This is a genomic window from Planosporangium spinosum, assembly GCF_049999945.1.
Classification (GTDB): Bacteria; Actinomycetota; Actinomycetes; order Mycobacteriales; family Micromonosporaceae; genus Planosporangium; species Planosporangium spinosum.
In genome coordinates, this window is sequence record NZ_JBLYUB010000005.1 from 95,826 (window position 1) to 110,329 (window position 14,504).

10 protein-coding genes and 1 pseudogene are annotated in these 14,504 nt (G+C 72.8%); 5 read left to right on the forward strand and 6 right to left on the reverse strand.

All coding sequences use genetic code 11. The annotated features are described in order from the left end of the window. Positions 1 to 77: 77 nt before the first annotated feature. On the forward strand, positions 78 to 1,721 hold the full coding sequence (gene groL, locus ACNTMW_RS08960; RefSeq protein ID WP_426632953.1) for a chaperonin GroEL: 1,644 nt from the start codon (positions 78 to 80) through the stop codon (positions 1,719 to 1,721). 172 nt (positions 1,722 to 1,893) lie between these two features. Continuing rightward, positions 1,894 to 3,555 (forward strand): molybdopterin-dependent oxidoreductase, encoded by a 1,662-nt coding sequence (locus ACNTMW_RS08965; protein ID WP_426632954.1) that lies wholly within the window; start codon positions 1,894 to 1,896, stop codon positions 3,553 to 3,555. A 415-nt stretch (positions 3,556 to 3,970) separates the two neighbouring features. Here ACNTMW_RS08965 and ACNTMW_RS08970 read toward each other — a convergent pair. Then, a pseudogene (locus ACNTMW_RS08970) lies at positions 3,971 to 4,342 on the reverse strand (WhiB family transcriptional regulator); the annotation flags it as partial. 171 nt (positions 4,343 to 4,513) lie between these two features. Between ACNTMW_RS08970 and ACNTMW_RS08975 the strand changes: the two are divergent. Beyond that, complete coding sequence (locus ACNTMW_RS08975) at positions 4,514 to 5,278, forward strand: helix-turn-helix transcriptional regulator (RefSeq protein ID WP_426632955.1); 765 nt, start codon at positions 4,514 to 4,516, stop codon at positions 5,276 to 5,278. A 133-nt stretch (positions 5,279 to 5,411) separates the two neighbouring features. Here ACNTMW_RS08975 and ACNTMW_RS08980 read toward each other — a convergent pair whose 3' ends face one another. Further along, on the reverse strand, positions 5,412 to 5,804 hold the full coding sequence (locus ACNTMW_RS08980) for a DUF5319 domain-containing protein (protein ID WP_426632956.1): 393 nt from the start codon (positions 5,802 to 5,804) through the stop codon (positions 5,412 to 5,414). 170 nt (positions 5,805 to 5,974) lie between these two features. Here ACNTMW_RS08980 and guaB point away from each other — a divergent pair, with 170 nt between their 5' ends. Both guaB and ACNTMW_RS08990 read left to right on the forward strand, forming a co-directional pair. Then, positions 5,975 to 7,465, forward strand: coding sequence for an IMP dehydrogenase (gene guaB / locus ACNTMW_RS08985; protein WP_426632957.1), 1,491 nt, complete (start codon positions 5,975 to 5,977; stop codon positions 7,463 to 7,465). A gap of 27 nt (positions 7,466 to 7,492) precedes the next feature. Continuing rightward, complete coding sequence (locus ACNTMW_RS08990; protein ID WP_426632958.1) at positions 7,493 to 8,611, forward strand: GuaB3 family IMP dehydrogenase-related protein; 1,119 nt, start codon at positions 7,493 to 7,495, stop codon at positions 8,609 to 8,611. Positions 8,612 to 8,793: 182 nt separating this feature from the next. Here ACNTMW_RS08990 and ACNTMW_RS08995 read toward each other — a convergent pair whose 3' ends face one another. The 4 genes from ACNTMW_RS08995 to ACNTMW_RS09010 all read right to left on the reverse strand — a co-directional run bounded on the left by ACNTMW_RS08995 (position 8,794) and on the right by ACNTMW_RS09010 (position 14,370). Then, positions 8,794 to 9,723 (reverse strand): hypothetical protein, encoded by a 930-nt coding sequence (locus tag ACNTMW_RS08995; protein ID WP_426632959.1) that lies wholly within the window; start codon positions 9,721 to 9,723, stop codon positions 8,794 to 8,796. Positions 9,724 to 9,856: 133 nt separating this feature from the next. Then, positions 9,857 to 10,696: a S1C family serine protease gene (locus tag ACNTMW_RS09000; protein ID WP_426632960.1), complete on the reverse strand. Its 840-nt coding sequence runs from the start codon at positions 10,694 to 10,696 to the stop codon at positions 9,857 to 9,859. A gap of 371 nt (positions 10,697 to 11,067) precedes the next feature. Continuing rightward, positions 11,068 to 11,487, reverse strand: a complete 420-nt coding sequence (locus ACNTMW_RS09005; RefSeq protein WP_426632961.1) for a roadblock/LC7 domain-containing protein — start codon at positions 11,485 to 11,487, stop codon at positions 11,068 to 11,070. Between the two features lie 36 nt (positions 11,488 to 11,523). Continuing rightward, a complete protein-coding gene (locus tag ACNTMW_RS09010) occupies positions 11,524 to 14,370 on the reverse strand; it encodes a sensor histidine kinase (protein WP_426632962.1) in 2,847 nt (948 codons plus the stop codon). Between the last annotated feature and the right edge of the window lie 134 nt (positions 14,371 to 14,504).

Sequence of the window (14,504 nt, forward strand, 5' to 3'; positions counted from 1 at the left end):
CACCCGTGGACGCCGCCCCGGGTCCGGTGCGCGACCAGCGCCGGCCCCGGGGCGGTGGCTCGTGAAGGGAACCCCATATGGCGAAGATCCTGAGCTTCGCGGACGACGCCCGCCACCGGCTCGAGCACGGCGTCAACGCGCTGGCCGACGCGGTCAAGGTCACGCTCGGCCCCCGTGGGCGCAACGTCGTCCTGGAGCAGAAGTTCGGCTCACCCACCATCACCAACGACGGCGTGACGATCGCTAAGGAGATCGAGCTCGCCAACCCGTACGAGAACCTCGGCGCGCAGCTGGTCAAGGAGGTCGCCTCCAAGACCAACGACGTCGCCGGTGACGGCACCACCACGGCGACCGTCCTGGCCCAGGCGATGGTCCGCGAGGGCCTGCGCGCCGTCGCCGCCGGATCCAGCCCGACCGGTCTCAAGCGGGGCGTCGACGCGGCTACCGCGGCCATCGCCGAGGCGCTGCGGGGCAAGGCCGCCGAGGTCGCCAGCCGCGACGAGATCGCCCAGGTGGCGACCGTGTCGGCGCAGGACCCGACGATCGGTGACCTGATCGCCGAGGCCATGGAGAAGGTCGGCCGCACCGGTGTCATCACGGTCGAGGAGGGTTCGACCCTCGCGACCGAGCTCGAGGTCACCGAGGGTATGCAGTTCGACAAGGGCTACATCTCGCCGTACTTCCAGACCGACCCGGAAGCCGGCGAGGCCGTCCTCGAGGACCCGTACATCCTGATCACGACGCAGAAGATCAGTGCTATCGAGGAGCTGCTGCCGCTGCTGGAGAAGGTCCTGCAGGCCAGCAAGCCGCTGCTGATCATCGCCGAGGACGTCGAGGGCCAGGCCCTGTCGACGCTCGTCGTGAACTCCATCCGCAAGACCCTCAAGGTCGCCGCGGTCAAGGCGCCGGCGTTCGGTGACCGCCGTAAGGCCATGCTGCAGGACATCGCGATCCTCACCGGTGGCGAGTTGGTCGCGCCCGAGCTGGGCTACAAGCTCGACTCGGTCGGCCTGGAGCAGCTCGGCCAGGCCCGCCGCGTCGTCGTGACCAACAACAACACGACGATCGTCGACGGCGCCGGCAGCGAGGCCGACATCTCGGCACGGGTCGAGCAGATCCGCAAGGAGATCGAGGCCAGCGACTCCGACTGGGACCGCGAGAAGCTGAACGAGCGCCTCGCCAAGCTCGCCGGCGGCGTCGCCGTCATCAAGGTCGGCGCGGCCACCGACGTGGAGCTCAAGGAGCGCAAGCACCGCATCGAGGACGCCATCTCCGCGACCAAGGCGGCCGTCGAGGAGGGCATCGTCCCCGGTGGCGGCGCGGCGCTGGTGCAGACCTCGCACGTGCTGGACGGCAACCTCGACCGTAGTGGCGACGAGGCGGTCGGCGTGCAGATCGTGCGCCGCGCCCTGGTCGAGCCGCTGCGGTGGATCGCCCAGAACGCCGGCTTCGACGGGTACGTCGTGGTCGAGCGGGTCCGCGACGCGGAGTGGGGCACCGGCTTCAACGCCGCGACCGGCGAGTACGTCGACCTGGTCAAGGCCGGCATCGTCGACCCGGTGAAGGTGACCCGCAGCGCGGTGGCCAACGCGGCCTCGATCGCGGGCCTGCTGCTCACCACCGAGAGCCTTGTGGTGGAGAAGCCCGCCGCGCCCGAGCCGGCGGCGGCCGGTCACGGTCACGGCCACGGCCACGGACACCAGCACGGCCCCGGTTTCTGACCGGAACCGACCCAAACGGCCGGCTCGCCCTCTTCGGAGAGGGTGAGCCGGCCGTTTCCACGTTCCAGGCGTGCCCCGGGTGATCGTTGTTCCACGGGTGCCTGCGGGATCGTTGTTCCACGCGTGCCTGCTTGATCGTTGTTCCACGGGTGCCTGCGGGATCGTTCTTTCGATGCTGGAGGTGGCGCCCCGGCGGCGCCCCGGCGGCGCGCAGGACCGCCGACTGCGCAAGACTGGAGGCGTGGACCACCGCCGATACGGCGCCCTCGCCGGTCTCGCCTCGGCCGCGGTCGCGCTCGGGGTAGCCGAACTGCTCGCGGTGCCGGTCGGCGCGCGGGCCGCGCCCCTGGTCGCGGTCGGTGGCGTGGTCGTCGACGCGGTGCCCGCCCCCGTCAAGAACCTCGCGGTCGACGTCTTCTACACCCATGACAAGGCCGCCCTGATGACCGGTACGGCGCTGCTGGTCGCCGGGCTCGCGGCGGTGGCGGGCGTGGTCGTGGTACGCCGGCCCCGGTTCGGGCTGGCCGGCGTCGCCCTGCTCGGCGTCGTCGGGGCCGTAGCGGCGCTCACCCGGCCCGGCGCCACCTGGTGGTACGCGTTGCCGTCGGCGGTCGGCGCACTCGTCGGTGCCGGGGTGCTGCTGGCCCTGCGGGGGCGGCTCGTCCCACGCCCCGACCCCGTCCCGCGCCCCGACCCCGTCCCGCGCCCCGTAGTGGCGGAGCAGGCCGGAGCGACGGAGCAGGCCGGATCGGCCGAGCAGGACCCGGACCGGGGTCGGCGGCGTTTCCTCCGGCTGTCCGGCGCGGCGCTCGGTGCCGGCCTCGGCGCGGCCGCCGCCGGCCGTTGGCTGGCGACCCGCCGCGGCGTATCGGCGGCCCGGGCCTCGGTGACGCTGCCGGTCCCGGCAAGCCCCGCGGCGTCGCTGCCCGCGGCGGTCGACGCCCACCTGCCCGGCCTGACCCCGTTCGTCACGGGCAACCGCAACTTCTACCTCATCGACACCGCCCTGAGCGTGCCGCAGGTCGACCCCGACACCTGGCGGCTGCGTATCCACGGCCGGGTACGCCGGCCGCTGACCCTGACCTACGCCGACCTGCTCGCCCGCGACATGGCCGAGCGGTACATCACGCTGGCCTGCGTCTCCAACGAGGTCGGCGGGGAGCTGATCGGCACCGCGCGCTGGCTCGGCGTACCGCTTGCCGACCTGCTCGCCGAGGCCGGGCCGCTCGGCGGCGCCGACCAGGTGGTCAGCCGCTCGGTGGACGGGTTCACGGCGGGTACGCCCACGGCGGCGCTCACCGACGGCCGTGACGCGCTGCTGGCCGTCGGCATGAACGGGGAGCCGCTGCCGCTCGCGCACGGCTTCCCGGTCCGCATGGTGGTGCCCGGGCTCTACGGCTACGTGTCGGCCACCAAGTGGCTGGCCGAGCTGGAGTTGACCAGCTTCGACGACTTCGACGCGTACTGGGTCCGGCGCGGCTGGGCGGCGCAGGCCCCGGTCCGTACCCAGTCCCGGATCGACACCCCGCGCGGGCGGTCGACCATCCGGCGGGGCCGGGTGGTGGTGGCGGGCGTGGCGTGGGCGCAGCACCGCGGGATCAGCAGGGTGGAGGTACGCGTCGACGAAGGACCCTGGCAGGTGGCGACGCTCGGGGCCGTCCCGTCGGTGGACACCTGGCGGCAGTGGACCTGGCAGTGGGACGCGCCGGCGGGGCGGCACCGGCTCCAGGTACGCGCGACCGACAACGGCGGGCAGACCCAGCCGCAGGCCGAGCGCCCGCCCGCGCCCGACGGTGCGACCGGCTGGCACCACGTCGACGTGACGGTCAACTGACCGTCACGGATGTGGAGGGCGGGGCCGCCGAGGTGCCTCACCCCCGCCGGGGTGAGGCAGCACGGCGTCAGCCGGCGACCGCGGGCCGGGACGTGAGCCCGGACCGGCGTACCGGGAGCATCCCCTGCTGGGCCAGGACGGCGGGAGCGGTGCGCGGTACGGCGGGAGCGGTGCGCGGTACGGCGGGAGCGGTGCGCGGTACGGCAGCCGCGGCGGCCGGGCGCTGTGCCGGCGGCATCCGTGACGGTTGCCGCCCGCCCGTCGGGGCGGCGCCGCCCGGTGGCTGGCCGTGCCCCGGTGCCCGGTCATGACCCGGCGTCTGACCACGTCCCGGCACCTGGCGGCGCTGTGGGACCTGCTCACGCGACGGCCCGTGACCACGGCTGTTCGCCGGCCGTCGGGCCGGCGGTGCGACCGGTACGACCGTGCGCTGCGGCGTCGGTCGTAGCCCGAGACGGGCCTCCAGACGGCCTACGTCGACGCGGGACTGTTGCCGGTCGGCCGTGTCCTCCCACCCAGTTGCCAGCAACCGAAGCCGTTCGGCCTCGGTGAAGCCACCCCAGACGCCGTACGGCTCGCGGGTCGCGAGAGCGTGCGCGGCACACTCGGCACGTACCGGACAGCTGCGGCACAGCTGCTTCGCGGCGGCCTCTCGCCGCCCCCGGGACGCGCCCCGCTCACCGTCGGGGTGGAAGAACTGGGCGCTGTCCCGGCCCCGGCACAGTCCCATGCGCTGCCAATCCCATATGTCGGCGATGGGACCGGGCAGCCGAGCGACGTTCGTCATGCGCACCCTCCTTCCGTACGTGCGGTTGAGATGACTTGCCAAAAACGCTGCTTACAAACCACCCGTTGCGTTCTGCTCTCTCGGGCCGTTGTACGGGCGAGGGGCGATTCCGGGGAAAGCAGAACTGATTTGCCCACATTTGTGGTCCCCTCACAGGAGAGGGGAGAGGCGTTGCGTACGGTTCTGGTCTGTGTGAGGACGCCGCTGGCCGCCCAGGCGATCGGGGCGTCGGCGAGTCGGCTCGGCGTCGGCACCGCGGTGCGGACGGCCCTGAGTACGGCCGAGGCCGTGTCGCAGCTCGCCGCGGAGCCGGCCGAGCTGGTACTGGTCGACACGGCCGTGGCGCGTCCGGACAGTGCCGACTTCACCCGGCGGGCGCTGGCGGCCTCACCGGGTGCGACGATCGTCTTCTTCGGTATCGAGGAGCCGCGCAACGCCGCGGCGGCCATCGCCGCCGGCGCCCGGGGCGTCATCCGCGCCGACCACACGGACGCCGTGACCCTGGTGACCAAGGCCGTGCTGCTGCTGTTGACGCAGCCGGCGGTCAGCCGCCCGCCCGCCACGGGGGCACTGAACGGCGCCCCGGTGGCGGCCCGGACGATCGGGCTGAACGGAGGCGTCAACGGCCTGGCCAGGAGCCTGCCCGGGGCCGACGCCGACGGCGCCGGGTCGCCGCTGCGCACCATGACGGCGGTACCCCACCAGCGCGGCGACGCGGTGGCCGAGCCACCGCGCCGCCGGGTCGAGCTCACCGAGCGGGAGTTGCAGGTGCTCCGCGGTATGGCGGACGGCAAGAGCAACGCCGAGATCGGTCGGGATCTGTACGTCTCCGAGGACACGGTCAAGACCCATGCCCGGCGGCTGTTCCGCAAGCTGGGTGCCCGGGACCGGGCGCACGCGGTGGCCTCGGCGTTCCGCGCTGGTCTGGTGAGCTGACCGGTCCTGGCATGCGGGGCCGGTACCCCCGGGTCGGCGCCGCTAAACCGGGCGGCCGGTGCGGATCACCGCGCCCGCCCGGGGCCGCCCCGGACGGGGTACGGGTGCCCGCCGACGGGCGCCCGGGGGCGGGTCAGCGCTCGCTGTCGTCGGTGGCGTCGGCCAGCGCGTCGTGCACCCCGTCGGCGTAGCCGCGGGCGTACTCCCAGGTCACGTAGTGATCGGGATCCGGGTCGTAGGCCGGCTCATGCACCCGCGGCCGGCCCGAGGTCAGCAGGTGGCGGAGGTTCGCGCGCAGCAGGTCCCAGTCGAAGTAGTGCGGCTCGTGGCAGTCCTCGCACTCGATCACGAGCCCGCGGATGCCGATCGGGGTCAGTAGCGCCTGGTAGATCTCCAGGTCCGCGAGATCCTCCAGCACGTCCTGCCGCTCGGCCTCGGTCAACGGTTCGCCGTCCTCGGTCGCGTCGAGGTCGGCGCTGGGGTCACCGGGATCACCGGCGAACGGGTCGATGGGCTCGTCCTGCACCCTTTCACCGTAGCCCCGAACAAGGCCGTATGCCGGCCCCCACACCGGTTCGCGGGACCGGCGTGCCGGGCCGCACGCCACAGCGCTGGTATGCGCCGCCGGAGGGTCGGCGGTCCGGTGGGTACGATGAATGCACCCGCCCGCCGACTTCAGAGCTGGGGAATTACTCCATGGATCTTGACAGCCGTTCGTTGCCGCTCGGGTTGACCTTCGATGACGTGCTCCTACTGCCCGCCGAATCCGAGGTCGTGCCCAGTGCGGTCGACACCTCGACGCAGCTCACCCGCAACGTCCGGCTCCACATACCACTGGTCTCCAGCGCCATGGACACGGTCACCGAGGCCCGCATGGCGATCGCCATGGCGCGGCACGGTGGCATCGGCGTGCTGCACCGCAACCTCTCCATCGAGGACCAGGCGCAGCAGGTCGACCTCGTCAAGCGCTCCGAGGCCGGCATGGTCACCAACCCGATCACCTGCTCGCCCGACGACACCGTCGGCGAGGTCGACGCGCTCTGCGGCCGGTACCGCATCTCCGGCGTGCCGGTGACCGACGCGGAGGGGGCGCTGGTCGGCATCGTCACCAACCGGGACATGCGCTTCGTCACCGACAAGACCGTGCGCGTGCGTGACGTCATGACCAAGATGCCGCTGGTCACCGCCCAGGTAGGGGTGGACAAGGAGACCGCGCTCGGGTTGCTGCGTCAGCACAAGGTGGAGAAGCTGCCGATCGTCGACGCCGCCGGCAAGCTGCGCGGTCTGATCACGGTCAAGGACTTCGCCAAGAGCGAACAGTTCCCGAACGCGACCAAGGACCCGGTGGGTCGGCTGCGGGTCGCCGCCGGGATCGGCGTCGGCGAGGAGTCGTACAAGCGGGCCCGCACCCTGATCGATGCCGGCGTCGACGTGCTGATGGTGGACACCGCCCATGGCCACAACAGCCAGGTGGTGGAGATGGTCTCCCGGCTCAAGCGTGAGGTGCCCGGCGTCGACGTGGTCGGCGGCAACGTCGCCACCTACGCCGGGGCGAAAGCGCTGGCCGAGGCCGGCGCGGACGCCGTGAAGGTCGGTGTCGGGCCGGGCTCGATCTGCACCACCCGGGTGGTCGCCGGCGTCGGCGTGCCCCAGGTCACCGCGATCATGGAGGCGGCGCGGGCCTGCCGGCCGCTCGGGGTGCCGGTCATCGGCGACGGCGGGATGCAGTACTCCGGCGACATCGCGAAGGCGATCGTCGCGGGCGCCGATACCGTGATGCTGGGCAGCCTGCTGGCCGGGTGCGAGGAGAGCCCCGGCGATCTGGTCTTCATCAATGGCAAGCAGTACAAGTCGTACCGGGGCATGGGCTCGCTCGGCGCGATGCAGTCGCGCGGGCAGCAGAAGTCCTACTCGAAGGACCGCTACTTCCAGGGCGACGTGCTCTCCGACGACAAGCTCGTACCCGAGGGCATCGAGGGCCAGGTGCCCTACCGCGGCCAGGTGTCGGCCGTCGCGTACCAGCTGGTCGGCGGTCTGCGCATGGCCATGGGCTACGTCGGCGCCCCGACCATCGACCAGATGCACGAACGCGGCCAGCTCATCCGGATCACCGCGGCGGGCTTGAAGGAGAGCCACCCGCACGACATCCAGATGACCGTCGAGGCCCCCAACTACTATTCCCGCTGATAATTTTGCGTCTAATTGGAGTTCACAGTGCGTGACTCGGTCGAGATCGGCCTGGGCAAGACCGCGCAGCGGGGGTACCACCTCGACGACATTGCCCTCGTGCCCACCCGGCGTACCCGCGACGTCGACGACGTCTCCACGACGTGGCAGCTCGACGCGTACCAGTTCAAGATCCCGTGCGTGGCGCACCCGTCCGACGCGACGATGAGCCCGGCCACGACGGTCGCGCTCGGCCGCCTCGGTGGCCTCGGCGTGCTCAACGTGGAGGGGCTGTGGTGCCGGTACTCCGACCCCACGCCGGTCCTCGAGGAGCTGGCCGGCCTGGACGAGGACGGCCCGACGACGCGGCGCCTGCAGGAGGTCTACTCCGAGCCGATCAAGCCTGAGCTGATCGTCGAGCGGGTCAAGCAGATCCGCGACGGCGGCGTGACGGTGGCGGTACGGGTGTCGCCGCAGCACACCCTGGCGCTCGCCCCGGTGATCCTGGACGCCGGCGTGGACATCCTGGTCATCCAGGGCACGCTGGTGTCGGCCGAGCACGTGTCGACCGTCGACGAGCCGCTCAACCTCAAGGAGTTCATCGCCGACCTGGACCTGCCGGTCGTCGTCGGCGGTTGCACCAACTACCAGACCGCGCTGCACCTGATGCGGACCGGCGCGGCGGGGGTGATCGTCGGCATCGGCGGGGACGAGTGGTCGACCACGGACCGGGTGCTCGGCATCCGGGTACCGATGGCGACCGCCATCGCGGACGCGGCCGCCGCCCGCCGGGACTACCTTGACGAGACCGGCGGCCGGTACGTGCACCTCATCGCAGACGGCGACCTGCACACCTCCGGTGACATCGCGAAGGCCATCGGCTGCGGGGCCGACGCGGTGATGCTCGGTGAGCCGCTGACCCGCTCGGAGAACGCACCGGCCGGTGGCGCCTGGTGGGTATCGGCCGCCAGCCACCCGAAGCTGCCGCGCGGCTCGTTCGGCGGCGCCGAGGAGCCGATGGGGACGCTGGAGCGGGTGCTGTTCGGCCCGTCCGACGACCCCGAGGGCGTGCTCAACCTGTTCGGCGGCCTGCGCCGGGCGATGGCCAAGTGCGGGTACCGCGACCTCAAGGAGTTCCAGAAGGTCGGCCTCGTCCTCGACCACTAGAACGGCGAAACGCACGCGAGCGCGGACACCCCGGTCGGGGATCCGCGCTCGCATGCGTTCGGCGTACGTCCGCGCGTGCGTTCGGCGTACGTCCGCGTGTGCGTTCGGCGTGCCTCGTAGATCTTGGAAGGTCAGGCGCCGATATCGGTGCCTGACCTTCCAAGATTGCCCCGGCTGGCGTCCTAGTCGAGGTACCGGTCGGCCTCCCGGCACACCGGCTGCGCCTCGGCCTGCTTCTTGGTCACGGTCGCCCGGTCACCGGCGTCCGCCGCCTGGCCGATCTCGATCAGCAGGGTGAAGCACTTGGAGATGACCTGCTTCTGGCGCTTCAACTCATCCGCCTGGTTCTTCGATCCGCTCAGGTCGGTCCTGGTCTTCGACAGGTCGTCGTTGGCGCGCTGAAGATCGCTGCGCAGCTTGTCGAGCTCGGTGTTGCGGGCCGCCAGCGTCGTGTCGCGCTGACTGATCGTCTTCTTGGCGCGGTCGTGCGCGCCCTTCTCGACCACGAACAGCACGCCCATGACGGCACTGGTCAGGAACAGCAGTGCCGCCACCACGGCGAGGACCGGTACGAGTGGCCCGCGCCTGGCCGCCGGCGCGGCGCCGGGTGCCACCGGACCGTCCGCACCGAGCGGCGCGGGCCCCGGCGGGTACGGCTGGCCCCAGGCGGGGACCGGCTGCGGGTACGGGGTGCCGGAGACGGGGGCGGTGGGGTACGGGGTGCCGGAGACGGGGGCGGTGGGGTACGGGGCGCCGAAGGTCGGCGCGCCACCGGCCGGCGAGAAGGCCATGGTGGGCTCGGCGGGTGTACCGGGTGTACCGGGCGTTTCCGGTGCGACCGATGCGGGGGCTGGCTGCGGTGCGACCGGGGTGATCGGGGCGGTGGGGGCTTCCGGCGCGACCGGGGTCGGCGTCTCCGCCTCGACCGCCGGTGCGGCGGCCGGCTGCGGCGCCGGTGCGGCCTGGGTCGGGTCGGCCGCCCAGCCGTACCCGGCCGGCGCCGGCGGCTGCACGCCGGGCTGCCCGGCGATCGCGACGGTCGGCTCGGCCTGGTCGGGGCTACTCGGGTTGAACTGGTTCTCCGCGTCGGGAGTACCGCCGGGGTGGTTCATCAGTCCTCCAGGTTCCCGCCGGGGGTGGTCCACCGGGGGTTACGGGTGGGGTCGAAGGGGTGGGATGGCGCGCCGGTCACTGCCCGCGACGCCGGAGGTCCCGCGGCGCTGGAAACCAGCGACCGCCGGAGGCTCAGCAGATGGCGAACGCGTCGCAGGCGACCGCGATCGGGATGGCGAGGCCGATCCCTTCGGCCTTGCTGGCCTTCGCGGTGGCGACCCCGACGACCTGCTTCTGCGCGTTGACGACCGGGCCACCGGAGTTGCCGGGGTTGATCGGCGCGTCGAACTGCAGGACCGGGCCGTCGGCGTTGGTACGCAGTGCGCTGACGACACCGGTGGTGACGGTGTCTTCGAGGCCGAGCGGGGCGCCGATCACGACGATCGGCTGGCCGGGTGCGGCGGCCGCCTTCGCCGGTTGCAGTCGGGTGAACTTCTCCGTGGTGTGCAGCAGCGCGATGTCCTTGCCGCCGTCGCCCACCTTCACGATCTTTGCGGTGTACCGCTTGTTGTCGCGTTCGAGCGCTACCTCGCGGACGCCGCTGTTGTACACGTCTTCCACCACGTGGAAGTTGGTCAGCAGGTCCGTACCGCCCCCGGCGGGCTCCTTGCCGATCGTGAAGGCCGTACCCGAGAAGTCGCCGGCCAGGACCCGGAACACGCTCGGGGTGACATCGGCCGCGACGGCTGCCGCGTCGAGTGACCGGCCGGCCTGCCGCTCCAGCTCCTTGACCCGGCCGTCCAGGGCCTGGACCCGGGCGTCGCTCGCGGCGCGGGCGCGCGCCGCCGTCTTCTTGGCGGCGTCCGCGCGCTGGTCGAACCGGACCAGGGCGACGGTCTGGCCGGCGACGACCACCACCAGCAGCCCGATGAGCCCGAACACGACGGCCGTGAGGCGACCGCGCCGGGCGGGTGCGGCGGGAACCGTGGTGCCGAACGGCGGAATGGGTGGTGCGGTATGGCTCAGCGGCACGGCTGGCGCGGCGTTACCGGCTGGCGCGGTGTGACCGGCTGGCGCGGTGTGACCGGCTGGCGTGGTGTTACCCGACGGCACGGGGTAGCCGGCTGGCGGGTTCACCGGGGACGGGCCGGTCGTCGGGTCGTACCCTGCCGTCATCCTCTGCGTCCCCCCGGGGAAGACCCGACCGCCGTCGGTGTGTATCTGCACGGGTCCGCCGGCCGGTGGACCCGGCGGGCGGCAGGAGCACGCTACCGACGGAGATCAAAATCCGTGTCACCTTTACGGGCGGACTTCGACCCTCTTTCATCGATTGAGGTCGCACTATGCGCGGCTATGGGGCATTTGGGGGTCGTACCCTCGGCGAGGTGTGACCAACCGCACGCTCAGCGCGGCAGGGCCTGCTGGAGTTCGGCGCGCAGCGCCGGGGTGAGCATCTCGCCGGCCTGCTTGGCCAGCCGGGCCATCTCGTAGCCGACGACGCCGATGTCGGCCTCCTTCGCCGCGAGTGTCGCGAGGATCGAACCGTCCCGGATGGACATCACCAGGAAGTACCCGCGCCCCATCTCCACGACCGTCTGGCGGACCTCGTCGCCGTCGAAGATGGCCGCCGCACCGCTGGTGACGCTGACCAACCCGGACGTCACGGCCGCCAACTGGTCGGCGCTGTCGCGGGGCAGGTGGTCGGAGACGGCGACCAGCAGCCCGTCCGAGGAGACGACCACGGCGTGCGCCACGCCGGGTACCCGCTCGGTGAAGGCGTTGATCAGCCAGTTGATATCCCTGGCTTGCTGGCTAAGGCTCACGCGGGGCTCCTCGACAATCCACTGCGGACGATCACGCTACTGTCCGGCCTCTCCGTTCTCCTCGGCCGTGGCACGTTGCACGCCATCGTAGAACCGGGAGAGCACGCTGCTGACCGCCGACGGGTCGGGTTCGTACGCCGGCCGCGCCGGCTCCTCGGCCGGACTCTGGGCGGGTACCGAAGTCCGGCCGGGCAGCTGCGCCATCGGCATCCGGACAGGCAACCCCGCGGCGCTGGTTCCGGCGCTGACCGGTTGGGCCGGTACTCCGGCCGCCGGCCGGCTCGCCGTGGGCACCGGGGCGGTCCGCGACCACCACCGGCTCGGCTCGGGGTTCGCGCCGCTGACGGCGCCGAGGACGTCCTCGGCGCGGGTCGGGGTGGACCGGCGCGGCAGCGTGCCGCCGGAGCGGCGGGTGCCGGCCGCCGCCGGTTCGGGCGCGGGCCGCCGGGCCGCGGGCACGGCCGTCCCGGACGCGGCCACCGCGGGCACGGTCGCCCCGGACGCGGCCACCGCGGGCACGGTCGCCCCGGACGCGGCCACCGTGGACACGGTCGCCCCGGACGCGGCCACCGCGGGCACGGTCGCCCCGGACGCGGCCACCGCGGGCACGAGGTGGTCGTCGCCGGTCGCGTGCGGGGCCACGGCGCGCGCGACCACCCGCCCGAGCGCGGCGGTGTTGCCCGCCACGGTGACGACCGGTACCCCGGCCGGTGGAGCGGGGTCACCGGAGGCGACCAGCACCGGTGGGCGGGTACCCGCGCCGGCCCGGCGTTCCACGGTCCCGGTGCCGTCCCCGCCGGTGCGGGGCGCCGCGGCCGCGGTGCCGTCCGCGGTGGCCGGGCGGGCCCCGTACCGGCCGGTCGCCCGGTGTACCGGTGGCACCGCCAGCAACCGCGGTGGCAGCGTGACCAGGGCCCGTACCCCGCGCTCGTCGCTTTCCAGCCGCACCGTGATGTCGTGGCGGGCGGCGAGGTTGGCGACCACCAGCAGGCCCATCCGCTCCGAGGTCGCGACGTCGAGCGCCGACGCCGTGGCCAGCCGCTGGTTGGCCGCGTCGACGGTGGCCGGCGACATGCCGAGGCCCCGGTCGGTGATGGTCACGGTGGCGTCGCCGGTGCCCTCGCGGCGCACCCCGGTCACCTGGACCTCCGAGTCCGGCGGCGAGAACATGGTGGCGTTCTCCAGCAGCTCGGCCAGCAGGTGTACCAGGTCCGCGACGGCGTGGCCGACCACGTGCAGATCGTCGGAGACGTGGTGGCGAATCCGGTGGTATTGATCGATCTCGGCCATCGCGGCGAGGACGACCGCCGGCAGCGCCACCGGCTCCGGCCACCGGCGGCTGTTGTCCGCCCCGGCGAGGACGAGCAGGTTCTCGTCGTTCCGCCGCATGCGGGTGGCGAGGTGGTCGAGGCGGAACAGGTTCGCCAGCTGGTCCGGATCGGTCTCGGCGGACTCCAGGTCGTCGAGCAGTTGCAGCTGCCGCTCGACCAGGGTCTGGCTGCGGCGGGCCAGGTTGACGAACATCGCGTCGACGGCCTGGCGCATCGTCGCCTGCTCCACGGCCAGCCGGACCGCGCTGCGGTGTACCGCGGTGAACGCGTTGGCCACCTCGCCGATCTCGTCGGCCGTGTCCACCGACGCGATGGCGACGTCGATGGCGGGCGGCCCGGTGGTGGTACGCAGGCGCTCGATCGCCTGTGGCAGGCGGTGCTCGGCCACGTCGAGCGCCTGTTCGCGCAGCCGGCGCAGGGACATCGCCATGGACCGCCCGATGCCCCACGAGGTGAACAGCGCGACGAGGAGGATGGCGATGATCAGCGCGGTGGCCGACAGCGTGCTGCGCCACTGGGACCGGCTGCGGGCGTCGGCGACCGCCACGGCGGAGTCGAGCATCCGGGTCTCGACCAGCCGGATCAGCTCGATCTCGTTGGTACTGGCCTGCCACCACTGCTGGGCGTCGATGGTGGGCCGGCCCGCGCGGGCATCCGTGACCGCCCGGTCGGCGAGCCGCTCGGCGTTGCGGACGGCCTGCCCGTGCACCAGGGTGTCGTAGACGGCCAGCTGAGGGCCGGGCGCGTCGGCGCGGAACTGGTCGAGCACCGTCTGCCGTTGCGCCGACAGTTGCGTGAGTACCTGGAACTGCTGCTCGTCGGGTTGCCCGGTGATGAGCAGCGCGTACAGGCGGCCCCGGGCCTGGTCGCTGAGCTCCTTGGTGTGCGCCAGGGCGGTCACGGCGCGTACCTCCTGGCTCAGCTGGTCACCGCCCGCGCCCGCCCCGGCCGGTGACGGCAGCAGCGCGAGCAGATCGGAGATGCTGCGGGTGTACGCGTCGAAGGCGGCCTGCCGGCGCAGCCAGCCGCCCTGCACCCCACCCCGTACCCGTTCCAGTGCCTGCATGGTGGTGTTCGTGCGGTCGTACAGCTCACGCACGCCCGGGTCGGCCAGCAGCGGTCGGGCCGTCTCGCGCAGGGCCTGCGCCGCCCGGTCGACGTTGGCCTGTTCCGGGGCGAGCGTGGTGGTGATGTGGCCGCGGTCCCCGGCGGTCGGGTTGACCTGGGCCACCACCTCGCCGAGCACACCCGCGGTGCGGTCACGCTCGCGTTGCAGTTCGTGGACGAGCGCGGTGACCTGCCTGGCCAGCCGCACCTGCCGGGAGTACCCCTGCAGGGCCGAAGCCTGCTGGACCGAGGTGCTGGCCTGGAACCCGGCGACGGACACGAACGCCATGGCGGGGATGGTCAGGACGGCACCGAGCTTCGTGCGCACCTTCCAGTCCCGTACCCGCAGCAGGCGCGACCAGCGGCGGCGCCCGGGCGGGCCCGCGGCCGGGTCCTGCGGGGCACCGGTGGCCGCGGGGGACGGCGGCGGTGCGGGTACCGACACTGCGTCTACACCCTTCGTGTCGGAGCTGGGCCGATGATTCGTGGTGCGCGTGGCGTCCGTCGAACGCGGGGCGCCCATCGAACCGTGTCCTCGATGGAACGCGTCGAACACGCGGCGTCCATCAAACCAGCAGC